The sequence below is a fragment of the Mesorhizobium captivum genome (assembly GCF_033977165.1).
GTDB lineage: Bacteria > Pseudomonadota > Alphaproteobacteria > Rhizobiales > Rhizobiaceae > Mesorhizobium > Mesorhizobium captivum.
Window position 1 is genome coordinate 1 of the sequence record NZ_JAVIJB010000040.1, and the last position, 24204, is coordinate 24204.

General features: G+C 57.9%; 18 protein-coding genes and 2 pseudogenes. 14 read left to right on the forward strand and 6 right to left on the reverse strand.

Annotated elements, in window-relative coordinates; translation table 11 throughout:
- Positions 1–328: 328 nt before the first annotated feature.
- Positions 329–604 (reverse strand): hypothetical protein, encoded by a 276-nt coding sequence (locus tag RFM40_RS26565; RefSeq protein WP_320253122.1) that lies wholly within the window; start codon positions 602–604, stop codon positions 329–331.
- A gap of 120 nt (positions 605–724) precedes the next feature.
- Between RFM40_RS26565 and RFM40_RS26570 the strand changes: the two genes are divergently transcribed.
- Positions 725–2035: a Fic family protein gene (locus RFM40_RS26570; RefSeq protein ID WP_320278584.1), complete on the forward strand. Its 1311-nt coding sequence runs from the start codon at positions 725–727 to the stop codon at positions 2033–2035.
- A gap of 409 nt (positions 2036–2444) precedes the next feature.
- Here RFM40_RS26570 and RFM40_RS33780 read toward each other — a convergent pair.
- Positions 2445–2681: pseudogene (locus RFM40_RS33780) on the reverse strand (transposase); the annotation flags it as partial.
- Between the two features lie 14 nt (positions 2682–2695).
- Between RFM40_RS33780 and RFM40_RS26580 the strand changes: the two are divergent.
- The 8 genes and pseudogenes from RFM40_RS26580 (at position 2696) to RFM40_RS26615 (ending at position 10357) form a co-directional block, all read left to right on the forward strand.
- Positions 2696–3139, forward strand: coding sequence for a homogentisate 1,2-dioxygenase (locus RFM40_RS26580; RefSeq protein WP_320216492.1), 444 nt, complete (start codon positions 2696–2698; stop codon positions 3137–3139).
- 90 nt (positions 3140–3229) lie between these two features.
- Positions 3230–4711: a nitrogenase cofactor biosynthesis protein NifB gene (gene nifB, locus RFM40_RS26585; RefSeq protein ID WP_320278586.1), complete on the forward strand. Its 1482-nt coding sequence runs from the start codon at positions 3230–3232 to the stop codon at positions 4709–4711.
- A gap of 33 nt (positions 4712–4744) precedes the next feature.
- Positions 4745–4939, forward strand: a complete 195-nt coding sequence (locus RFM40_RS26590; RefSeq protein WP_320278587.1) for a 4Fe-4S binding protein — start codon at positions 4745–4747, stop codon at positions 4937–4939.
- A gap of 97 nt (positions 4940–5036) precedes the next feature.
- Positions 5037–5361: pseudogene (locus RFM40_RS26595) on the forward strand (nitrogen fixation protein NifZ).
- Positions 5358–5570, forward strand: coding sequence for a putative nitrogen fixation protein NifT (gene nifT, locus RFM40_RS26600; RefSeq protein ID WP_040971429.1), 213 nt, complete (start codon positions 5358–5360; stop codon positions 5568–5570). The pseudogene RFM40_RS26595 and the gene nifT overlap by 4 nt, the downstream one beginning before the upstream one ends.
- Positions 5571–5612: 42 nt before the next feature.
- Complete coding sequence (locus RFM40_RS26605; RefSeq protein WP_320229377.1) at positions 5613–6497, forward strand: SIR2 family protein; 885 nt, start codon at positions 5613–5615, stop codon at positions 6495–6497.
- Positions 6498–6692: 195 nt separating this feature from the next.
- Positions 6693–8453, forward strand: a complete 1761-nt coding sequence (locus RFM40_RS26610) for an ABC transporter ATP-binding protein (protein ID WP_320278593.1) — start codon at positions 6693–6695, stop codon at positions 8451–8453.
- Entirely contained in the window at positions 8453–10357 is a 1905-nt protein-coding gene (locus RFM40_RS26615) for an ABC transporter ATP-binding protein (RefSeq protein ID WP_320253118.1), read from the forward strand. Before RFM40_RS26610 ends, RFM40_RS26615 begins: the two co-directional genes overlap by 1 nt.
- Before the next feature lie 421 nt (positions 10358–10778).
- Here RFM40_RS26615 and RFM40_RS26620 read toward each other — a convergent pair whose 3' ends face one another.
- Positions 10779–12407 (reverse strand): MFS transporter, encoded by a 1629-nt coding sequence (locus RFM40_RS26620; RefSeq protein WP_320278588.1) that lies wholly within the window; start codon positions 12405–12407, stop codon positions 10779–10781.
- Between the two features lie 513 nt (positions 12408–12920).
- Here RFM40_RS26620 and RFM40_RS26625 point away from each other — a divergent pair.
- Both RFM40_RS26625 and RFM40_RS26630 read left to right on the forward strand, forming a co-directional pair.
- Positions 12921–13607: a transposase gene (locus tag RFM40_RS26625; protein ID WP_320216501.1), complete on the forward strand. Its 687-nt coding sequence runs from the start codon at positions 12921–12923 to the stop codon at positions 13605–13607.
- A gap of 314 nt (positions 13608–13921) precedes the next feature.
- Positions 13922–14221, forward strand: coding sequence for a DUF982 domain-containing protein (locus RFM40_RS26630; RefSeq protein WP_320278589.1), 300 nt, complete (start codon positions 13922–13924; stop codon positions 14219–14221).
- A gap of 231 nt (positions 14222–14452) precedes the next feature.
- Here RFM40_RS26630 and RFM40_RS26635 read toward each other — a convergent pair whose 3' ends face one another.
- The 3 genes from RFM40_RS26635 to RFM40_RS26645 form a co-directional block, all read right to left on the reverse strand.
- Entirely contained in the window at positions 14453–15481 is a 1029-nt protein-coding gene (locus tag RFM40_RS26635) for an LLM class flavin-dependent oxidoreductase (protein ID WP_320278590.1), read from the reverse strand.
- Between the two features lie 148 nt (positions 15482–15629).
- Positions 15630–16715: a histidinol-phosphate transaminase gene (gene hisC, locus RFM40_RS26640; protein ID WP_320278591.1), complete on the reverse strand. Its 1086-nt coding sequence runs from the start codon at positions 16713–16715 to the stop codon at positions 15630–15632.
- Between the two features lie 558 nt (positions 16716–17273).
- Complete coding sequence (locus RFM40_RS26645; RefSeq protein ID WP_320216505.1) at positions 17274–18704, reverse strand: dicarboxylate/amino acid:cation symporter; 1431 nt, start codon at positions 18702–18704, stop codon at positions 17274–17276.
- 224 nt (positions 18705–18928) lie between these two features.
- Here RFM40_RS26645 and RFM40_RS26650 point away from each other — a divergent pair, with 224 nt between their 5' ends.
- The 3 genes from RFM40_RS26650 to RFM40_RS26660 all read left to right on the forward strand — a co-directional run bounded on the left by RFM40_RS26650 (position 18929) and on the right by RFM40_RS26660 (position 23622).
- Positions 18929–20815 carry a sensor histidine kinase gene (locus tag RFM40_RS26650; protein ID WP_320216506.1) on the forward strand — a complete coding sequence of 629 codons (1887 nt, stop codon included), beginning with the start codon at positions 18929–18931 and terminating at the stop codon, positions 20813–20815.
- Entirely contained in the window at positions 20812–22185 is a 1374-nt protein-coding gene (locus tag RFM40_RS26655; protein WP_320265580.1) for a sigma-54-dependent transcriptional regulator, read from the forward strand. Before RFM40_RS26650 ends, RFM40_RS26655 begins: the two co-directional genes overlap by 4 nt.
- Before the next feature lie 405 nt (positions 22186–22590).
- The gene (locus RFM40_RS26660; RefSeq protein ID WP_320216508.1) at positions 22591–23622 is read left to right on the forward strand and encodes a LacI family DNA-binding transcriptional regulator; all 1032 of its coding nucleotides are present in this window, start codon (positions 22591–22593) and stop codon (positions 23620–23622) included.
- The last annotated feature ends 582 nt before the right edge of the window (positions 23623–24204 follow it).

Consider the following 24204-nt stretch of genomic DNA (forward strand, 5'->3'; position numbering starts at 1 on the left):
TGACGACGCGAGTACGTTAGACCGGCGGCGCGTAAGGCATACGGAATCCAGCTGCTTGGAACGCCAGACTCCTATCCTCAGAGGGGACGTGACTTTCTCCGGAGTGAAGCTGCATCTATGACCAAGTGTGCGGCGAGCTCATCATGGCGAATCTCTTTTCCTTTCTGAATTGTTCGGCCGCAGAGCGCCTCACCCCACCAAAATTGCAGATCCCGCATCGGCTCCGTAAACCTAGCCAGCAATGACGCGGGCGACGTACCCCGACATTCCACGGCGTTTGATCTCTGCTTGGTTGCAATGGTCGCAGCAGGCCCGAAAGCGTCGAGCCTTACCCCCTGCTGAACGCCCAATCCAGAACCTTGACCGAAAGGCTTGGGCGCCGGGCGATCTTCGGCCCCTGAAAATATTCCGAGATCGCGGTGCGCATGCAGGACCGGGTCCTCATTAGCTCGCTGACCTGATCAATTTGATGATGGCGCTGCTCCAGTATCTGCTCCCGGTCGAGCGCGAGTACCTGTGCTGTCTCCACCGTTTTCTCCGCCATGAAACGCAGCCTTGAGATATCGCGGCCGACGCTCGAACCACTGTGGAACATAACCGGCATTCAGCGCCCTTTCTAGGACACGGTGCTTGAAATTATGCAGCTTTTATGCATATATTGCATGAAATGATGAGAGGCAGTGCTATTATGCATCCCGTACTTCGCGTCCCGGAACTCCAGGGCTTGGAAAAGAAAATCTATGAGACCCTCGTTCGGCGTGGCGGCAATGGGCTTTCGCAGGCGAAGATAATCCAGTTGTTAGAGCTTGCCCCGTCCAGTCAGTCTTCGGTTTCAAGAGCTCTTGCCAAACTCGGCGCAGCCGGGCTCGTCGAGAAGTCTGGAACCACGAGAGATGCGTCGTTCAGCCTAACGGCGGAAGCGAAGTGGTTTGCGATTCCAGGCCACATTCGACCCCAGGTGAAATACGATCCAGACCGCTTTGGATCCTACGACCCTAACGTTGCACCCTGGCTTGATCCTGCTTCGCATGCGCTCATGTCCGAGTCCGTCGGAAAGGGTAGCCTAGAGCTCGACCCTTCCACCTACACGCGTGAAATTGCCGAAAGATTCTTGATCGAGATGTCCTGGGCTTCTTCGGCGCTTGAAGGAAATACTTATTCCCTGCCTGAGACTGAGGCGCTCATCAAATACGCGGAGGTCGCGGGCGGAAAGTCTGAAATCGAAGTCCAAATGATCTTGAACCACAAGCAGGCGATTGGCTGGGTTATCGACAACATTGCGACAGTGGAGATTGCTCCGGAGACGGTGATGAGACTGCACGCGATGCTCATGCGCACTCTGGTCAGGCAGAACAATCTCGGCGCGATTCGACGCGACCCGGTTAGCATCACGACCAGTTCATATGTTCCGTCGTCCGACCACACCGAGTTATCAATGGGACTTTCGGAGCTCTGCTGGAAGGCGTCCACAGCGAAAGACCCGTTCGAGGCCTCCTTCGCTTTGCTTGCAGGCATCGCTTACCTGCAGCCCTTCATCGACGGCAACAAGAGGACCGGGCGACTGCTCAGCAACATCCCGCTACTGAAAGCAGGACTGCCTCCCATCTCCTTCATCGGAGTGGGTAGAGCCGCTTACGGGATCGGCATGACGACATGGTACGAACTGGCTGATACAAGCCACCTCGGTAAAGCGATCGCCGAAGGCTATGCAATCACAGCGCCGTCCTATCTTGTGGCAACCACCACCAAGAGAGTGCCCCGCTCAGTGGAGATCAGAATGCGACGGCGCCTTGACGACGCCGTCGCGGAGTATCTCAGCCAGGCAGTCGCCAGTCCCGATTTGATGCCAAGCGATTTCGCGAGAGACGCATTCAGGGAACTCGAGGGAGAAGACCTGGATGTCATAGTTCAGTCCTTCGCGGACATCATCGCGGCTATCAATGAGTTGAACTGCGTCGCATACGGTGTTGCGCCTGACCTTGTCGAAAAATATCACAGGGTGAAACCCGGCGGAGGCGCACACGTTGGACCGTAGGCCTCCTGCATAAATCGCAACGGCAAACACTTGATATAACGATATATTTTTCGGCAAAAGCAATTTTGCATGAAAGATGCATAAATTGACGCCTTCCAATGAGTCCGCCGTCTCCGTCATCAATCCGAATGAGCAGACCGCTTTCGAGTTAGTAAAGCGATATTGGAAGCTGTCCTCGGCGAGATCGGCAGGGCGTTCTAATACCGCTCCGACGGAGAACTGGGCTTCAGATTACCCTATCGGCGGGACACCATGCCTGCAGGGACTGAGTGGCTTGCGACGCAGTGAGTGCAAAAGCATCATCGTGGCACTGCCGGACGCTGACGAAATGCCTGGGACCGCGCCCTCCCTTTGTGGCATATTCGGGTGCGCCTTTCTCCATTTCGGCAGAAAGCGTGTGCTTGTATCACGACCATTTCGTTACGCGAGTCATCAGCGTTTCCACGCTCATAGATGAAGGTCCGCATCATGCCTTTCCCGCACCGGACTCGTCGAGCTTCGGCGTCAGTCCCAGGATAGGCCCCACCGCCTTGGAGCTTCTGAATCGCTGCAGAATGTCGGTCGTCGCGGCATAGGCGAGCGCCACCACGTCGCCAACACCGAGAACCGTCATCAAGCACCGGCAGGTCGCGTTATTCCTGGTTATCGTGAGCACTTTTTGTGCAGGCGAGCCAATTCGGCGCGCACTACCGCCGGGCGGCAAGCAGCCTCCATGATCTCTTCGAGATCGGGCATGCCTTCGACGAGCTCGCAAATCCGCTCCTGCGCAAGCCGAATACCCATCTGCCCGGCTCGCTGCCCCAGGGGCGCAACTCGCCGCAGCGGCCGGCCTACGGCCTCTATGCCGAGCAGCTTTCGGGCTCGCCCTTCACCGCGGCGCGTGGCACCAAAAGCGTTCCTGGCTCTACCGCATCCGGCCGAGCTTCCGGCACACCGGCCGCTTCAAGGCACTATCTGCTTGGGAAGACCGCGCCCAATCTCGGCGACCATGAGGTGGCGCTCGACGAGCATCGCTGGAACCCGGCCGATGCCGAGCGAGCCGACCTGTTCAAGTCGCAAGTCCGACAAAAATGTGACGTAACGAACAGGTGGAATCGCGCATGAAAGCCAACATATTGAACTAAAACCCCTTTTTGAGCTGGCACAACTTTTGCGCTTTGAACTGCAACGTCCACCCCAGGAACGGAGCCGTTCATGTCTTTACCGACGATTTCGCTTGAGAGTTTGGTCAGCAGAAAATCCTTCGACAAGTTGCTGACGATCGCGAAATCCGCCGGCTGCGCATCTTCATCCTGCGGCTCGTCCGCAAAGCCGGACGAGATGGACTCCGCGGTCTGGGAGAAGATCAAGGACCATCCATGCTATTCCGAAGAGGCGCACCATTATTTCGCGCGCCTGCATGTGGCGGTCGCGCCAGCCTGCAACATCCAGTGCAACTACTGCAATCGCAAATATGACTGTGCCAATGAAAGCCGGCCCGGGGTCGTCTCGGAAAAGCTGACCCCAGACCAGGCACGACGCAAGGTAATCGCGGTCGCCAACGAAGTGCCCCAGCTTTCCGTGCTCGGGATCGCCGGACCGGGCGACGCCTGTTACGACTGGAAGAAGACAAAGGCAACTTTCGAACGCGTCGCCAGTGAAATCCGCGACATCAAGCTGTGCATCTCCACCAACGGGCTCGCGCTGGCGGATCATGTTGCCGAGCTTGCCGACATGAATGTCGATCACGTGACAATCACCATCAACATGGTCGACCCCGAAATCGGCGCAAAGATCTATCCTTGGATCTTTTACAACCATCGCCGCCACACCGGCATCGACGCTGCCAGGATCCTGCACAAGCGGCAGATGTTGGGCCTGGAGATGCTGACCGCGCGCGGCATCCTCACCAAGATCAATTCGGTGATGATCCCCAGCGTCAACGACGAACACCTGATCGAGGTCAATAAATGGGTAAAGGAGCGCGGCGCGTTCCTGCACAATGTCATGCCACTGATTTCCGACCCGGCGCACGGTACGCATTTCGGCCTGACCGGGCAGCGCGGCCCAACGGCGTTGGAACTGAAGACGCTTCAGGATCGCCTCGAAGGTGGCGCCAAGCTGATGCGCCATTGCCGGCAGTGCCGGGCCGATGCTGTCGGCCTGCTTGGCGAGGATCGTGGCAAGGAGTTCACGATCGACCAGATTTCGGACGAAATCACCTACGACGCCAGCAAGCGCGAGGCCTATCGGGAGGTGGTCGCGCGCGAGCGCGGCGATCACGTGGTAGCCAAGAGCGAAGCGGTCGCGACGGTCAAGGCAGCGGGTTCCAGCAAATCGCTCCTCATTGCTGTGGCGACCAAGGGCGGCGGCCGGATCAACGAACATTTCGGCCATACGACGGAATTCCAGGTTTATGAGGCCTCTCAGAGGGGGATCAGCTTTATCGGGCATCGCAAGGTCGAGCAGTATTGCCTCGGCGGTCGAGGCGCGGACGCCACCCTCGACAGCATCATAGCTGCGCTCAAAGGCATCGATATCGTGCTGTGCGCCAAAATCGGAGATTGCCCCAAAGATCAGCTCGCAGAAGCTGGAATCCGGGCAATGGATGTTTATGGCTACGGCTACATCGAGACCGCTATCAGCGCGCTTTACGCCGCCGAGTTTGGGAGCGAACCACTGGCGGCGACGGCTTGAGTGTCTCGTCCCAACCGAATCAGGAGTTGAGAAATGGCCTTCAAGATCATCGCCTCGCAATGCACGCAATGCGGTGCCTGCGAGTTCGAATGTCCATCGAGTGCGATCAAATTCAAGGGCGAGACCTACGTGATCGATCCGGAGCAGTGCACCGAATGCAACGAGGCCTTCGATACCCAGCAATGCGCCTCGGTATGCCCGGTGCCGGGGACCTGCATTCCCGCCTAACCTCCAATCGGGTCAGCGGCACGGTCGGGGTCGCTTCCGGGGCACGCCATGACCTCCTTTGTTAACGAACTGCAGCCGCGAGAAAGGAAGGAAGGGGATGGGCCTCGGACGCGAACAGGAGGTCGAGATCCGCAAGCCTCCACGATTTATGCCGGGCGAGCGGGTCCGTGCCACACGCCACATAAAGAATGACGGCACCTATCCCGGTAGCGAGATAGGCGCAAACCTCGTGCGGAAGGGCGATGAAGGCTATGTGCGCGACATCGGCACCTTTCTCCAGCAGTTCTACATCTATGCGGTCGAATGGTTCGATCGTGGCACCGTCGTTGGCATGCGCGCCCACGAACTCATCAGCCTCGACAAATCCGGGGATCCTTGTGCCGAAATCACTTGTGGTCACTAACAAGGGAACAGCCCGATGAAGGTTATGATCCGCAAGACCGACGCCGGCCTATCGGCGTATGTGCCCAAGAAGGATCTCGAAGAGCCGATCATCGGCGTCGAGAATGAAGAGCTATGGGGAGGGTCTATAACGCTCAGGAACGGCTGGCGGCTCGTTCTGCCCGACCTTCCGCGAGATACACCTTTGCCAATCACCGTCGAGGCAAGAAAGATTTCCGACGAGGATTGATGCCGCAGGTCGGCAACCTGAGAGCGTCAACGGGAAACGAGCATGAATAAGATTCTGGCCTTGGGCCATCTTGTGATCAATCGGGACAGTCATGCCGCAAAGCAGCTTAACCTGCTGAAGAAGGCTCTCTGCGCCGATGAGATCATCCCGTATCTGGGTCCCGACCTGCTTCGGCTTAGGTACGGGGAACCACCGGTACCGCACACGCCGCAAGCCGTTGCCGCCGCATTCAACGCGCGGGCGCCCGCTCCTTCCAAGATTCGCACCAATATGTGGTCGGTCGCTCAATTCATCGAGCAGCGCCGGCATCGGCGGACGCTCCAAGCCTGGATGGCTGAGATATTCGCAGGGCCGGTGGCGCCGACCGTTTTCCATGCCTGGCTCGCGACACTTCCCCTCTCGCTGATCGTCGATACCTGGTACGACGGCGCCATGCGCGCGGCCCTCATAGACACCGGCCGCACTGATGTCGTCGAAATTCAAGGCGTCACGCGGGCGCACGCAATTGGCGACGTTTGGACGAAAACGTACGATTTGTCTGGAACGGAACTCCAACCAGACTCGGCGGCAACGACGGTCCTCTATACGCCGCACGGCAGCGTCAAGCCGGCGGCAAACTTCCTTATCGCAGATTCGGATTACGTCGAGGCCCTAACTGAAATCGATATCCAGACTCCGATCCCTCGAGCCGTGAAGGAACGGCGCACCAAGCGCGGCTTCTTCTTCTTCGGCTGCCGGTTCGACGACCAGATGCTGCGCACCTACGCCAGACAGGTCATTAAGCGCTCAAGCGGCCCGCACTTCGCGGCTATGGATTCGGCAACGCTGACCAAAAACGAACGCCGCTTCCTTGCAGCAAACGCAATCACGGTCATAGACATGCCGGCAGGCGAAGCCGCGGCTCAACTGGTTGGGACAGGCGTCTAGCAGAGTGGCCAGCTTTGCATATCAGGGTTCATTTGACGGGAGAGTCATCCAGCTCAAGGCCCCCCAAGATCAATCTGGAATGCACCCTCGAACGGTAAGGATATTCGGGGCGTGACGAAGCCCAGGAATTCGCTCGCGCACGGAAAGGCGGCCGCTTCGGACCGGGGCTTGAGCACGATAGCGCGCCTTACCCGGATGAATTTGCGGCATTCTTGGCAGGTCGCCGTCGCTATCGGCTCGACACTCGTCGCGGCATCGCTCCAATTGCTAATCCCCGAGCTCCTCGGCCAGGCCATCGACCAGACCCAGACCGCCCTCAGCGGGGGTGCCAGCGGGGCGGCAGCGCAAGAGGCGCTGCGGACCTCGGCTTTCGTGCTGCTTGCCGTCAGCGTGCTGCGCGGCCTTTTCACGCTGGCTCAGAACTATTTTGCCGAAGCGGTCGGACATCACGTCGCGTATGAACTGCGGGTAGCTTGTTATGAGAAGATCCAGCGGCTCAGCTTTTCTTTTCATGACCAGGCGCACTCGGGCGATCTGATTACGATCGGCATGCTCGATGTGGACGGCGTGCGGACGTATCTTTCTACCGCTCTGGTTCGAGCCGTCCTGCTCGTCATGTTGATCGGGATCGGCGCCTATATGTTGATTTCCACCAACGTGGTTCTTGGCCTCCTCGCGCTGAGCTTCGTGCCCTTCGTCGGGTGGCTCTCATCAATCACCCAGCTCAAGCTGCGCGCCACCTGGCTTGACCTGCAGGAGCGGCTTTCGGTCCTCAGCCGCGTCATGGAAGAGAATTTCGGCGGCATCCGGGTTGTTCGCGCCTTTGCGGCGCAGGCCTACGAGATGCTGAAGTTCGACCGCGCATCAAAGAGTGCGCTTGGCCTCATGCACGAACGTGTTGAGATTTACGTGCGCAACATTTCCGCGATGAATTTCTCCTTCTTTTTAGCGATGGGACTGGTCCTGTGGATCGGCGGGAACAAAGTCATTGCGGGCGAAATCAGCGTGGGCAAACTTGCGACGTTCCTGACCTTTATGACCATCTTACAGATGCCGGTTCGCCAGATAGGCTTGATGGTCGACGGCTTCGCCCGCGCCTCGACGTGCGGTTCGCGCCTGTTCGGGTTGCTCGATCTGGATATCGCGATCAAGGACACAGCAGACGCTAAACCGCTCGAAATTAGAGAAGGCACCCTGCGCCTCGACAATGTTTCATTCGCCTATCCCGACGCCGAGAACCGCCCATTTCTGAAGAATATTAGTTTCGAGGCCCGCAAGAGCGAAACGATCGCTATTGTCGGCCCGCCCGGCTCCGGCAAGTCGACGATGGCTCATCTGGTCCCTCGTTTTTACGACGTTACCGGCGGCGTCATCACGCTTGACGGCCAGGATATCCGCGAGGTCACCCTCGCCACGCTTCGCAGGGCGGTCGCGGTCGTGCAGCAGGATGCATTCCTTTTCACTACGACGATCGAAAACAATATCGCCTATGGCGATCCCTGGGCCAAGGAACAGTGGATCGAGCGAGCGAGCGAGTCAGCTCAGCTTCACGACTATATTCTCGACCTGCCGGCCGGCTACAAAACGGTGGTGCGCGAGCGCGGCGTTTCCCTTTCGGGCGGCCAGCGTCAGCGCCTGGCGATCGCTCGCACGATGATGCTGCGCCCGTCGGTCATCATCTTCGACGACTCGACTGCCGCGATCGATGCAGCCACAGAGCAGCGCATTCGGCGCGCCGTGCGACTCTTTGCCAAGGATCGCGTGACGATCATCATCGGCCACCGGCTGAGTTCGCTCATGCATGCCGACCACATCCTGTTTATCGAGAACGGCGAGATTGTCGAGCGTGGCACTCATGAAGACCTTCTGGCGAAGGGTGGACGCTATAAGGCCCTTTACGATCTCCAGGTGCGCCCACTTGATGACATGCTGCCCGAACAAGAGGGGGCGAGCTGATGCTCCAAACCGGACAAGTCGAGACGGAACGCAACGACGCCCGCGACCACGACCGGCGTCCGCCGCATGCGGTCGTCGGCTCGCACCACATCGAAGAGGAGATATTCGGGCGGGCGTTTGATAAGAATATCGTACGACGCATTTGGGTGTTCGTCCGGCCCTACCGCACAAAACTGATCATCTCGGTTGCTGCGATGTTGATCCTGACCGGCACGCAGCTTCTCGTCCCGCTGACCATCCGCTTTGCGATCGACCACGGCCTGCACCCGGAAAGTGGCGATCGGTCGGCCCTGCTTGCAGCCGCCTGCGCCTTCCTTCTCACCATTTCGGTCAATTTTGCCGTCAGCTATACGCAAGAGATCGTGGTCTACAAAATGGCGCAGAATGTTCTGTTCGATATGCGCCGCGCCACGTTCGGCCATCTGCAGGACGTGGCGCTTTCTTTCATGGACAAGACAGAGGTGGGACGGCTGATGTCGCGTCTGCAGGGCGACGTTAATTCTATGCAGGAATTCCTTGAGACGTCAGTCTTTTCGCTGGGCGACATCACTCTTCTCTTTGGCATCATCTTCGTCATGCTGTGGCTCGACGTTCGCTTGGGGCTCCTTACGCTCTCAGTGCTGCCGGTTCTCCTCATCGTGCGCATCTTCTGGCTGCCGCGCGCCCGGGACGCCTTCATGGCCGCCAATGAGGCCAATTCGGTTTCCAATGGCGCGCTGGCTGAAGCCATTCACGGCGTACGGGCAGTGCAGTCGATGGACCGCCAGCAGGTCAACTTAATTCTTTACGATGACAAGGCTCACGCCAGTCTCATGACACATCTGACCGCCGCCAAATACGCTCAGATCATGGTGCCGATCGTCGATAGCCTTATGGGCGTTGCCATGGCTGTCGTCATCGTCATCGGCGGCTCGATGGTCATGAACGACCGCATTGACGTGGGTGCGATGGTCGCTTTCCTCTTCTACATCCAACGCTTCTTCGATCCGATCCGCTCGCTCACCTTGCAATATTCGATTATGCAACGCGCGATGGCGTCGGGAAAGCGCCTGACCGACGTGCTTGACGTCAAGATTGAGGTCCAGGACAAACCGAACGCCAGGGTGCTTTCGCCCGAGATGGACGGCTCGATCGAGTTCAGGAACGTTACTTTCGGCTATGATGCCAAGCATCCGGTATTGAAGGACGTGTCGTTTCGGGTCAATCCCGGCGAAACCGTCGCCCTGGTCGGCCCGACCGGTTCAGGTAAATCGAGCGCAGTGGCCCTCGTCCGCCGCTTCTACGATGTCCAGGAGGGCCAAGTGCTGGTCGGCGGATATGATGTGCGCGATCTCACCCAGGAATCGCTTGGCCGTCAGGTCGCCATGGTGCTGCAGGAGCCGTTCCTTTTTACCGGCACGGTTTTCGAAAACATCCGCTACCACAAGGCTGAAGCCACGCGCGAAGAGGTAATCGAGGCCGCCATGGCGGTCGGCGCGCATGGCTTCATCGTGCGCCTTCCTGGTGCATACGATGCCGCTCTAGGTGAACGCGGTGGCAATCTCTCGCTGGGCCAACGCCAGCTTATCAGCTTCGCGCGCGCTCTCGTGGCAAATGCCAAGATCCTCGTCCTCGACGAGGCAACGGCCAATGTCGACAGCTACACGGAAATGCTAATCCAAAAGGCACTGGTAAGGCTCCTCGAAGGCCGCACGGGCCTCGTCATCGCCCATCGCCTTGTCACGGTCCGAGGCGCCGACCGTCTCATCGTTCTCCAGAATGGCAAAGTCGCCGAAACCGGCAAGCACGACCAGTTGATCGCCAGAGGCGGTCTCTATTCCAAACTCTACAGGCTCAACCACGCCTCGTTCGACGACACGCCCGATGAGCAACTCGACCTCCGAAGCAGCGGACTACAGATCTGAGGCGCGAAGCTCCGAGGAGCCAGCGCATTCGTGCAAGCGCTTTGCCGAGCGGTGATAGCCGACGCGTCGCCGGCTTTACACAAGCAGATCAAGCGCCTGTGCGATGCCGAGATCGCCACCACCCATGACGAGCATTTGATTTCACGAAAAGCTCGCGATAGGTCCCGTGACTTTTTGTCCAAGCCTCGCAGCGTCTCCCAAAGCACGCGTCATGGACTGGCTGAAGCCCGACGAGGATCGGTTATTCATTGTCGTAGCATAGATCGCCGAAATCTGACGTGGCGTTAGCCTCAATGGGCGAAGATGCAAACGCTACGCGCTTGGCGCACAGCTGGCCCAAGATCTGCCCCAAGTTTTGAGTAAACGGGCTTCCGGACGACGCCGCCTTCTCTTGAGCCAAGTTATTGGTTTGCGGTTTCGTTCAAGTCCTGTCCAAATGAGGCCGGAGCGGCATATCGTCATGTACGCTCACGGTTTGCCGTTCGATCTTGTGGTGAATTTTGGGCGGGCAGTCGCCACAGTGCAGGGCTTCAAGGCGCGCAACGATTTCGGCGTCATCTTGGGTCTGCCTCTTGTTGTGGCGAACATACTCGACCCAAGTTGGCACATGATAACACTCGGTCCACAGTTCGGGCTTTTCGAGGTCACGCAGCAGCGCCCATTGCCTGGCTCCATCTCGCAGTCGGGCTTTTCGCCATGATGCCATCACATTGAGAAATTCTGGAACGTCTTTCTGGTGAATACGATAATCGACCATTATCATGATCGGACCGCTTCGTGGTCGCAGGTCAAGCTGCAGGGTTGGCTCGCAGAACGTGTTGGTCGGATCGAGTTTGAGCGTTTCAAGATCCGGAAGACGCAAAATAAAGCCGAGCAGTCCGCCAAATACAAGAACCAAGCTTGCGACGAGCAAGGCTCCCGAAACGCCTTGCAGATCCGCTAACTGGCCCCAGAGCCAGCTTCCCGCTGCCATGCCGCCATATGCGGCCGTCTGATAGAGAGAGAGGGCTCGTCCCACCACCCACCGAGGCGCCGAAAGCTGAACTGTGACGTTAAACAGCGAGAATGACTGGATCCATGCCGCACCGGCTGGCATGACGAGGAGGCAGCTAAGCCAAACGTGCTCGCTCCACGACAGAAGCAAGCAGCTGATCGCCAGTGTAAAAAACGCGCCGCGAACGACCCATTCGTTGGAGAGAATCTCGCGGGCGCGTCCGATGAGGAGCGCGCCACAGATCGCTCCCAAACCGAAAAAGCCAAGCATGACCCCGTAGGTGACCGCAGTGCCCTTAACCTGTTCGCGAACAACCAACGGCAGCAGAGCCAAAATGACGACTGCCGTGAGGCCGAAAATGAAACTCCGGCACATCAGTTTGAGAAGGTTTGGCGACAAAAGCACATAGCGGAATCCTGCCGCTATCGCGCTTCCGAAAGCCTCCCGCGGCAGCGCTCGTCGCGCCGGTACAGTTTTCCAGCGTAACAGCGCGGCGATCAGGGCGACGTAGCAAAATACATTGAAGAGAAACGCGAAGGCCGCCCCGGCGGTCGCCACGATTATGCCGCCAATCGCCGGTCCGATGCTGCGCATGAGGTTGTAGCTCATGCCGTTGAGCGCAACTGCGCTTGGGAGGTCTTCGCGAGGCAGGATATCTCCCATCGAGGCTTGCCACGACGGATCGTGCAATGCCCAACCACAGCCGATCAGGAACGTGAGACCCAAAAGGGTCCAGGGTGTGATTTCCCCGGCGTAGGTCAAGAGCGCCAGGGACGCTGATACGCAAACCATCAGCAGTTGCGCCATTAGCATGATCCGGCGACGGTCAAAGTTATCCGCAAGCGCTCCGGCTGCGAGCGAGAAGATCATGTAGGGCAAGGTGGTCGATGCCTGTACGAGCGCCACCATTCCATGGGAGCTGGCAATACTCGTCATCAGCCACGCAGCCGCCACACCTTCAACTAGCGTCCCAAGATTCGAAACAAGGGCCGCCGACCACAGAGAACGGAATGTCTTGTGCTGAAAGGGTACGAGTGGAGATGTTCTCTTCGCCATTGTGGGAAGCTTCGGAATCGACCGCGAGGCTGGATCTCTTCAGCTCACTCAACCACGGCCTCGCGGCCCAAGCCAAGCTGCCACAGTGAGCGCGCCTGCTAACCCAGGCAGATAGTTGTGGGCTGACGCTAAACCGCTGGCGAGATCGGCCGTTATCATCTGCTGGCGAGTTCTTCATGCGCACTGAACACAATCGAGATGCAGCAGTTTTTCAATTTCAAGAAGAGTTCCCGAGTTCCCCGACGGCAAGATGCGACATCTGATCCGATACTGCACCGCCCTGCAGCTTCGGACGCTCAAGCGTTTCCGAGCCGAATGCACCCACTCCCGTAGCGTTGCATTCCATTCTCCTCGCGCGGAGGCCTGCGCTCGGCCCGCTTGCGAACACTGGCGCGACCGGTATCACTTGCTCGTCGAGGGACTTTTACGATAAAGCTCCGCGCGAACCAGGAAGCGCCAGGAGTTCCGAGCGGCGACTTCATTCTTCTAATCGTTTCTCATCAGGAAGGAACTATGAGGCGGCAAACGCGACCATTCACCGTGGAAGTCAAACAGAAGCGCCGTTATAAAAAAGCCGCCCGTTCCATCTGGGGCGATTTCGACATCGCTGCGGCGATGGGCGAAACTTCAGAGGAACTCCAGAAGGTTCAACTGTCCAATCGTCAGCTTGTTGACTCTACTGTCGCGGCCCTTGATGCTGAACCTTTGCACAAACCGCAAATGGAGAATTTCATGGCAAATCGCCTGGAAACCGAAACAGCAGTAATTCCTACCGAACCGGCAGCCGAAGCGGAGAAGTCAAAATCGAGGGCGAGAACACCGCGGTCGAGGAAGCCAAAGGCTGAGCCGAGCGCGCCTGGCCGTAAGAACGGCGCCAAGCCGACATCCGCGACCACTGAAGCACCGCCATCGGCACGGACAGGCCGCAAGGTCTACTCCGTAAAGGAGCGCGGCCAGAAGCTCGCTCAGATCGAGACGTTGATCGGCGGCGGCGCCACTCTCAAGAGCGCGGTGAAGCAGGCCGGCATCTCGGAACAGACATATTATCTTTGGAAGAAAGCGGCGACGCCTGCAGCGGACAGCGACGAGCTGAAGGATCTCGTCGCGCTCGAGGAAGAAAACAAGCGGCTGAAGAGCCTGCTTGCGGATCGTCTGCGCAAGGAAAATACGGAACTGAAGAAAAGGCTTGGGCTGGATTAATTCAGCCTGAGCTTGCGGCTTCCCATATCGGCGCGCTGCCAAGGCGATGTCGTGCTGTCTTTCGCTGCGTTGCGGTGAACGACCGGGTTGGGTGACTGGGTTCACCGTTCATCGGCGGCGGCCAGAACGATCGACATTGTCGACGTGGCCAATTTTGCGGCAGTAGACTGGTGATCGATCCATTTCCTTCCGAGGATGAATTGCCGACTTTTCTCTTGAAGCGTCATCGGGCTGACAACACATTCTGCAATGGTCGGCGGGTGTCGATGACGCCGCCTCGCAAGTCGGCTGTCAGCAGGTCGGGAGGAAACGAAATGAAGGCGCAGGCCTTCGGCAGTCCGATTTTCGTGAAGCGTGCCGCCGTCGTGCAAGAGATTGCGGACCTCGAGGACGCCATCGATTTTCTCGATGAGTGGCCCGAAGATCGCAGGGACCTGATTCACGAGACTGCCTTTAAAGCATGTTTTGACGCTTATGATGGGAACAAGCCCTTAAGCGCAGCCCGCGCTGCCTTTTACGGCTTTGCGAAACGGGCCGCCATATTGGAAGATTCAACCTCGGCGATGCAGTGGATTGCCGCCTGCAAGACGGGCAGTGGCAAACGGTCCGTGTGAACAGCGACGTTGAGCGAGGGGCTGGGAACGTGGGGCAATGTGGTCCCGTGAAGTGTCGCGTCCAGAAAACCAGTTCTAACCATCGTCCGGAAACGGCGTCCGACCTAGGCAGGCATAGCGATGGAATCCCACGTCGGCCACGCGCTGCAAGGCTATGGTCTGGCAGCGGGCTGGTTGCTGGTAGACGCCGCGGGCGACTCCTTCGAGCCGCCCTACGCCACGTATTCATGGTCAGTCAAATCGGGTCATGATTTCAGAATGAATCGTCACTGCAGTGTACAGAGACGCTTCCAATGGCAAATCCCCAAACGCGAGCTGGCAAAGAAGATAGTTGGCCCCAGCCACTTCCAACTGACCAAGAAGAGCGTCCCGCACAAAAGCTGCCGTTCCCGCTATGCACAGTTCACTTTCAATCGCCGCTTCGAGGGTCAGCGGCAGGTTTGGTGGAGTTGGAATGCCATTGAGGTCGTAAAGAAACTTGAAGCTCTTGAGCCATGTTTCATAAGCAGGTGCCGCGATCGAATAGGCATGCGTGTCAGAACGCCCAATCACGATCATGCGCAGCAATCCTAGCAACGGCGACGGATTACCTTTGTCAGTGGTTTCCTCCCGCTTGGCGCGGAAGGCGTCGGTAACTTTGCGTACGGAGGAGCTATGCCCCACGCACGCGAGATTTGCGCCATTCGCGGCTGCCCAACCTGCCGATTCGGGTCGATTGGTGGCGACCCATGTCGGAGGACGCGGGCGCTGACGGGGTCTAAGCGTCAAGGGAACGCTATTCAGCTCAAAGTGGCGGCCCCGATAGGATAACTTCCCGCCCTTCAGGGCGGCGATTACGATTTCGCTGGCTTCCGAATAACGGCCTGGCACTGCGTCCGCGCCAATCCCAAAATAACCCAATTCGGCTGAGAGAGAGCCTCGCCCTATACCGAGCTCCACCCTACCACCGCTCAACCGGTCGAGCATACAGATCTCTTCGAACGCCCGAAGCGGATGGTAAAGGGTAAGGAGCATCACAAGCGGACCCACACGCAGCTGGCGGGTGCGCTGTGCGACCCTCGATAAGAAGAGATTTGGCGACACACCTCTCCCATGGGGGGTGCAGTGGTGCTCTGCGAGATGATATGCATAAAAGCCGAGGTGATCGCAGGCCTCCGCCAGCTTGAGGCGATCGGCGCATTGTAGGCCGATGTCGCGACCGTCCTCATCCAAGTGATCGAAGATTCCGAAGGTCGGCTTCGAAGGCAAGACGTTTTTCACTCTATTGTCTCCGGAGTTTTGACGCGGAAGGTCCTTGCTTCGAACGACGCTCGAAACGCTCAGAGCAACGGCATATTTTTGCGAAGCAACCCCTGTCCGCGGGGGTATATAAATGATTTCTATAGGCAGATGGGTTATACTTGCTGCTTTAGTCTCTTAGTATATCAGACATCTCAGACAGCAGTATGTCCATTTGTTCTCTTGTGCCTATGCTTACTCTTATGTGTTCTTTCAAAAATGACTCGGAAAAAGCCGCGACCAGTACTTTCCGCCGCTTCAACGTTTTTTGCCACCACCTACCGTCTTGTCCTGGCGGCACGCGGGCTAGCAAGAAATTTGCATGCGAAGGCGTTACGGAAAATCCCAGTTGCGAGAGCGCGAAGGACACGCGCTCCCGTTCCTGCTTGATGTATCTGTGGTTCTCTTCATAGGCGTCGCGATGCGCAAGGATGCTGACGCCAACCGCATGGCCGATCACGTTCATGTTGAAAACATTTTGGATGTTGCGCAGCCTTCCAATGATTTCGGGGTGCCCCAATCCAAAACCGATACGGATACCGGCGGCGGCGTAGCTTTTTGAAAATGTCCGTAGGAGCAGAATATTGGGATAATGATCGATAAGGCGCAGGCCATTATCCGGGGCGAAGTCGACATAGGCCTCATCCAGAACAATCAGGCGATCCGACTGCGCCGCGAGGCGTTCGATCTCGGCCACCGAAACGAATGTTCCAGTTGGATTGTTCGGATTAGCTAGAAGAATGAATTTGGCGCCTTCTGCGGGACCAGAGAGCAATTCCTTTACCGGCAGGACATCAGATTGACCGCATTCGATTTCAAGAAATTGAGCCCCCTGCAACATGGCGAGTTTGCGGTTGAACGAAAAGCCCGGCGATAGCATCGCCACGCTGTCGCCAGGGGCGAGGAAGGCTCTGTAGATGAGTCCCAGCAGCTCGGAGGATCCGTTTCCGGCAATCACTTGATCCTTGGTGAGGCCGTAGGCATCAGCCGCCGCTTCCCTCAAACCGATGTTGTCGTGTTCTGGATATAGATACTGCTGCTCAAGGGCGGCAATTGCACTTTGCATTACGACTTCCGGCATCGGAAATGGATTCTCGTTCGTATTCAACCGGACGCAGCTATCGTCCAGCGAATGGCGATCGGAGGGCAAAGGCTTTAGTTCCCTTGGCACCTGCGAAAACGACGAAAGCACGCTTTTTAGTTTTGTTCCCGACATATCCTCTCCAGTCGACTCGAGGGCTCAATCATCCACCCTCAACTTGCTCATGTTTAGCTCCCCACCAATTTCACTACTTCCTGTATAAGTGCTAATAATCCTTTTTGTCTGAGGTCATTTCAAACTTAGATTAGCTTTCTCGTAAGAGCCAATTAATGTTCGTTCCTATTTCTAACAACACTGCCTCATCGACTTCATCTGCCTCCGTGCGATGGTTTTAAAGGGGCATGACGAAACGTCTATTTCTGAGGCTATGCTTCGCGTATGCATGCCTCGCCGTTTGTTCATCGACATATTGGAGGCTGGTTGCGAAGCGGCGTTGATCTGCGCCAGATTGCTTTTCGACCACGGCTAATGAGGCGCCACAGTATTTCTACCGCTCGCGTCAATAGCCGGCCAGGACCGCCCGATCCTCGTGCTGGATTTCCCGGGGTCGATTCGTTTGAATCTCTATGGTCGACACGGCGCCGGTGAACAGCGCTCCAGGCAAAAACCCGCATAGTGATGAACGTTGTTTGCTCAAGCGCGATCGGGCTGCTGTCGCCGCGTTTGTTTTCATCAATCCGCGAGTCCTCGCTTGGTGTCTGCGGCTTGCCCGTGCTGTGGTGGTGACCGATCCGGCGAAGGGACGGGTCGCAACGAGGCGGCCTCACTTGGCGGCTGCGGGACGGGTGGCTGGCCGGCCAATGTCTCGGCAAGATGATGCCCTGCAAACGCGGCTTCCAACTGCGCCTGATCCAATTCGCCTTCCCAACGGGCGATCACGAGCGTTGCCACGGCATTGCCGATGATGTTCGTAAGGGCCCGGCACTCGGACATGAAACGGTCGATACCGAGGATCAATGCCATGCCAGCCACCGGAACGGACGGCACCGCAGAAAGAGTAGCGGCCAGCGTGACGAATCCGGCGCCGGTGACCCCCGCCGCTCCCTTAGAGGAAAGCATAGCAACGAGTAGCAATAGGATCTGATCGCCGATCGAGAGATCCGTATTCGTCGCCTGGGCGATAAAGAGGGCCGCGAGCGTCATATAGATGTTGGTGCCGTCCAGATTGAAGGAATATCCCGTCGGAATGACCAGGCCCACGACTGAACGCTTGGCGCCAGCCTTCTCCATCTTCTCCATAAGAGTGGGCAGCGCGGCCTCCGAGGAGGACGTTCCAAGAACCAATAGCAGCTCTTCCTTGATGTACCGGATGAGAGAAACGATCGAGAAGCCATTGAAACGGCAGACCGCGCCGAGAACGATAAACACGAAGAGAAAAGCCGTGAGGTAGAACGTCCCGACCAGCATTGCGAGATTGACGACGGAGCCGATGCCGTATTTGCCGATTGTGAAGGCCATGGCGCCGAACGCGCCGATCGGGGCAGCCTTCATCAGGATACCAACGAGCGCAAAGATCGGCACGGTGAGCGCCTGGAGGAAGGAACTGATCGGCTTGCCCATCTCTCCAACCATCGCAAGCGCAATGCCAAACAGGACCGAGAAGAAAAGGACCTGAAGGATGTCGCCGTCTGCAAAGGCGGCCACAATCGTGGTCGGAATGATGTTCATCAGAAAGCCCGTCACGGACTGCTCGTGGGCCTTTGCGGCATAGGGATTGACGGCTTGGATATCGAGCGAGGCCGGATCAATGTTGAGGCCGGCGCCCGGTTGAACGACATTGGACACGATGAGGCCGACGATCAGTGCCAGCGTCGAGAAGGTGAGGAAATAGACCATCGCCTTGCTGGCTACCCGGCCGACCTTTTGAAGGCTGTGCATGCCGGCGATGCCGGTCGCGACGGTCAAAAAGATCACCGGTGCGATGATCATCTTGACGAGCTTGATGAAGGCGTCACCAAGCGGCTTCATGTTTTCGCCGATTTCGGGGTTGAAATGGCCGAGCGCGACGCCCAGGGCGATGGCGGCAATCACCTGCACGTAAAGCCGTGCATAGAAAGGCTTGCGAGGCGCGGCGTTTGCGTTGGGGCCCTTTGCGGTCAACATAAATCTCTCTCCCAGACCGGATCTCGGCAGTGCCTCTCCTCCCCGGGTTATTCCCGATCGCTGCGCTCCGGTCGGACGCTGCTGCGCTGTTCGTCGCAAGACATATGCCAACCGGAGAGGCCGAGCGGATCGCGCAATTTCGGATGTTTTCAGGGAGGTTGCGCCACGCACATGTGTGAATTTCCGCACTCTGTGGTTCCATTTGGCGAAATCCGGCACTAAGGTTGAGTCTGGAGAACGCGGTAGCAAACGACGGCATCAGCGAGGGTGGCTTGCATAAGGCCCCGTTCAACTTCCCTGGCAGATTGGGCACCGGCAGGTTTCTCTGGCTTGTGGTTTTGTTTGCACTTCTTGGTCCGGGGCTCGGTTTTTTTGTTTTTGCAGCCGGCCGTATTGCCGGCACCAAAGCTGAGTCAGACCTACGCGACCGTGCTCTTGCCGCGCGCCCACTTGCAGCCGACACTTTGAAAGGAGACGTCGAGAAGCAGCGATTAATTCCGCGCGTCTTGGCTCGTGATGGTGCGGTCCAGGAGATGCTTCGCAGTCCGGGCACCGGTGGGGAAGCTGCCCTGGATGAAAAGCTTCGAGCCATCGCGCGCGACGCCGCCTCTTCAGTCATCTACGTCATCAACAGTGAGGGAACGACGGTTGCTGCGAGCAATGCCGGCGAGCCCACCAGTTTTGTCGGCCGCGATTACCGTTTCCGTCACTACTTCGTTGAAGCGATGGCGAGCGGCATGGCCACGCAATACGCACTCGGTACCGTTAGCAAGCGCCCCGGCCTCTTCTTGTCGAGCCGGATCGATGGACCGGAGGGGCCACTCGGTGTCGTCGTGGTGAAGGTCGAGCTCGACCGTGTGGAGTCGAGCTGGCGCGAGAGCGGTTTCGTAGTCTTCACGAGCGACGAGCGCGGCGTCGTCCTTTCGACCAGCGTGCCTCAATGGCGTTTTGGCACTCTCTCTCCGCTTTCCAAAAAAGAGGCAAAAATCGCCCGCGATCATCTGCAGCTGCCTGGCGCGGCGTTCGAGCCCGTTCCGCTTTCGCACCGCGGCGGCAACCTGGTCACCGCAAGTACCGCCGACAAGGCAGCCGGCTTTGTCACGGTTTCGCAGGATCTCGGCAAAGTGGTCCCAGGTTGGCGGCTGTCACTGCTCATTCCTGCCGATGCAGAGATTTCCGCGGCGATGATGACAGCCCGCGCGACAGCACTGCTTGCCCTCGTGCTCGTGGCATTTGCCGTTTCCGTTATTGTTCGACGGCGCCGGGCGATCCGACAACGGCAGGACGCGCTTGCGCACATGAACGCGGAACTGGAACATCGCGTCAACTTGCGTACGGCAGAGCTCCGCCGCTCGAACGAAGCGCTCGCAGCTCAGATAGCCGAGCGCGAGAATGCCGAGGCAAAGGTGCGCCGGTTATGTGAAGAACTCTCTCAGGCGAATCGCCTCTCAATTCTTGGACAGATCGCAGCCGGAGTTGCTCACGAGATTAACCAGCCGGTGAACGCAATTCGCACCTATGCCGAGAATGCTTCACGTCTTCTCCAAGGCGACAGGCCGCGAGAAACCGCCGGGAATTTGAAATCGATCATCGCTATAACGGGACGTATCGGGGCGATCACCGAAACGCTGCGGTCGTTCTCTCGCCGCGCAACCGGTTCCGTGGGGCCAATATCGGCGGAGGAGGCGATCGACGGGGCGCTTTCGCTCCTTTCGGGCCGCATCCGCGAATGCGGCGTGACGATCGAACGGCAACGGACAGATCCGTCTCCGACGGTGATGGCAAGTTTCGTTCGGCTGGAGCAAATCCTGGTCAATCTCTTGCAGAATTCGCTCGATGCCCTGAAGGGCCTGCCGGAGCCGCGGATCGAGATAGCACTTGCCAAGAACAAGGAAACAGTCACCATTTCGGTTCGAGACAACGGTGCCGGCCTCGCCCCTGAAATTCGCAAGAGCCTCTTCATGCCGTTCACCACAAGCAAGGAAAAGGGGCTCGGCCTTGGCCTGCTTATTTCAGAGGAAATCGCTCGCGAACTCGGCGGCTCGTTGCGGCTCGATACCAGCCACGAGAGGGGGACTTCCTTCACCATCGAATTGAGGCGTGCCGAATGAGTGGCGAAAAAGGGCCTGTCATCTTCGTTGACGACGACGATGATCTGCTGCCCGCTGCAGGGCAGATGCTGGAACTTGCCGGCTTTAGCCCTATCGTCGTCAATTCCGCCGAGGCCGCACTCGCCAGAATCGACGAGAACTTCAATGGTCCCGTCGTCAGCGACATCCGCATGCCCAGAATGAACGGGCTTCAGCTCTTTGACCGGGTGAAAGCAATCGATACGGACATCCCTTTTGTCCTTATCACTGGGCACGGCGACGTCGAACTCGCCGTTGCCGCCATCAAGGACGGCGCTTACGATTTTATCTCCAAGCCATATGAGACCGACCGGCTTTTGGTGACGCTGAATCGCGCTTCCGAAAACCGGCACCTAGTCCTGGAAAACAGGCGCCTTAGGGATGCGGTCGTCCGATCCGCGGGCGATATGCCTCTCCTAGGGAACGCGCCGAGTATGACATGGCTGCGAGAAACGATTCGCCAGATCGCCGATACGGATGTGGACGTCCTTGTGGAGGGTGAAACCGGCACGGGTAAGGAGGTGGTCGCGGATCTGCTTCACCGCTGGAGCAGACGAAGTACCAAGCCGTTCGTGGCCTTGAACTGCGGGGCGCTGCCCGAAAGTGTCATCGAAAGCGAACTTTTCGGCCACGAAGCAGGCGCGTTTACCGGTGCGCACAGGCGTAGGATCGGTCGCCTCGAATACGCGAATGGCGGCACGCTATTCCTCGACGAAATTGAGTCCATGCCGCCTGCACTCCAGATTAAACTCCTAAGGGTACTCGAGACCCGCCAGGTCACGCCACTCGGAACCAACGAAACCCGCAGCATCAATGTTCGTGTCGTGGCTGCGACGAAGGTCGATCTGAGCGATCCGGCCGCCCGCGGTGACTTCAGGGAAGATCTATATTTCCGTCTGAACGTCGTGACGGTCAATATTCCGCCTCTTCGCGAGCGGCGCGAGGACATCCCGATCCTCTTTGCGCATTTCTTGGAACGCGCGTGCAAACGCTTCGGCAAGCCAGTGTGGGAGATAACCGCGGCCGTGCGTAATCATCTCATGGGCCATGATTGGCCCGGCAATGTCCGCGAACTTGCGCATTTCGCGGATCGGGTTGCATTGGGACTTGAAGGGGCGCCGAATTCGCCCCCTGGAAAAAGAGACGCTGAATTAAGTCTCTCTCTTTCCGAAAAGGTTAGTCTTTATGAGGCGACCGTTATCCGCAACGCATTGCGGGAATGCGATGGCGACGTGAGGAGGACGACCGAGTTTCTGCAGGTGCCCCGCAAAACCTTCTACGACAAGCTGAAACGCTATGGAATAATTCCGGGCGCGTATCGAAGCAGCCGCGATTGTTCGAAATCTTCTTGAACTCGCCCGTCGCCGAAAGGCTGCTATGGGCTTGTGGGCGCCGGGAAAATGAAAGCTGCTTGCACCCAACAATACACTTCTCCGGTGCGGATACGTCAGGGGCGCGCTCTGGCGGTGTGCGGATCGTCTCGTGAGAGGGGGGGGGCGCCTGATGATCGGGCCGTTTGGGATCAGTCCTTTTTGGCTCCGAGACCTGAAAGACCTCGTGCTGCATATGTGTTCTTTCGGTCGATGCGTGTCGATGCAGTTGCGTCGAACTGCCAACGAGCACGCACCGTAATCGCCGAATCCGGCGAAGAAGGGATCTACTGCGACATCGCGGCATCAACCGCAGACTGACACATTCTGTCAAATTCCGTGACCCCGTCCTGTATGTTCCCCATGACTTCCTGTTAGACTCGAATCATGACTAAGCGCCCCACAATTGCAGATCTCGCCCGCGAAGCCGGGGTTAGCGTAGCGACCGTCGATCGGGTTTTGAACGGCCGTCGACTGGTGAGGGAACAGACCGCACGACGGGTCTGCGAGGCGGCCCGCGTCATCGGCTACAACGCAGCTGGTCTGATGCAGCAGCGCGCGCAGCGGATTTTGCCGGAGTACCGATTAGGCTTTATTCTCGGAATGCCGGCCGAGCATTTCTATCAGGATTTCGCGCGAGAGATCAAAGCTGCTGTCAGCGCGGCACAGTCCTTCCGGGGCATTCCAGTCGTTGAATTCGCGCCGTCGCATAGGCCTGGCGACCTGGTCGAGCTGCTCGAGGACATGGGTGCACGCTGCCACGCGATAGCGATGATGGCACCGGATCATCCAACCGTCACGGCAGCTGTCGAAGAACTCAAATCGAACGGAACCCCGGTTTTTTCGCTGCTTTCCGATTTTGCCGCCGGCGTGCGCGAGGGCTATCTGGGCCTCAACAACCGCAAGGTTGGACGGACGGCCGCCTGGATGTTTTCCAAGGTTGCAAAAAGGCCGGGCAAGGTGGCGGTCTTGGTCGTTAGCCACCGTTTTCAGGGTCCCGAATTGCGAGAAACCGGCTTTCGCTCATACTTTCGTGAGAAAGCGCCGATGTTCGAGGTGCTGGACACGCGCGTGAATCTCGATACGCGGCAAACCACCTACGAGGCCACGCTCGATGTCATACAACGCGAATCCGAACTTGTCGGCTTGTATGTCGCCGGCGGAGGCACGGAGGGCGCCATCGCTGCGCTCCGGGAAGAGGGCGATGGTCGGAATCTCCTCGCGATCGTCAACGAGATCACGCCAGAGTCGCGGGCAGCACTCGCGGACGACCTCATTACGATGGCGGTTGCCACGCCCCTGCGCCCGCTTTGCCAAGAGTTGATGACGCTGATGGCCAGGGCAATCGAGACAGGCACCGCGGAGGCGCCATGGCAGACGTTTTTGCCGTTTGAGATTTATCTGCCGGAAAACATTTGAGGCGAGATTCGTTCTCTTTGAGCGGTTCGCTACGACAGAGCATAACGACAGAATTCCATTTATCTCATCACCGGAAAACGTTCATCGACTCTGCTTCCGTATTCTTCTCGTTCCGGTCTCGACGATGACCCTCTGCGAGATGAAACTGGAGAGCCGTATAACTGCGCTACCAGACCCATCACCAGGCTGATGTGAGGAGCTTGCCCACAAAGACGCTCCACGACCATATGATTGTCTGGAAATCAGAAAGACGATCCCAACCCGAGGTTCGGCGGGTGGGGGGTCGAATGCATGCAGCAATAGACGATTGGATATGCAAAAGCCTCCGAACTGCCCAGGCAATCGCTTCTGCAATGGGTGAGAGAAAAAGTCGCCGTTCAATCGTTATGCAGCCGCCCTACTATCCATGGTGTGGATAAGTGCCATCGAAACAATTGATTTTTCGAATTTTTTGAAATGAGGCAAATCTCGATCTGATTGGTTTCAAAGCACGTCGAGCACACGTATGCAAATGGCGCTCGTAAGCATGGAAGTGACGTCCAGACTTGGGAACTCGGTGACGCGAAGAACTCAACCGGTAGG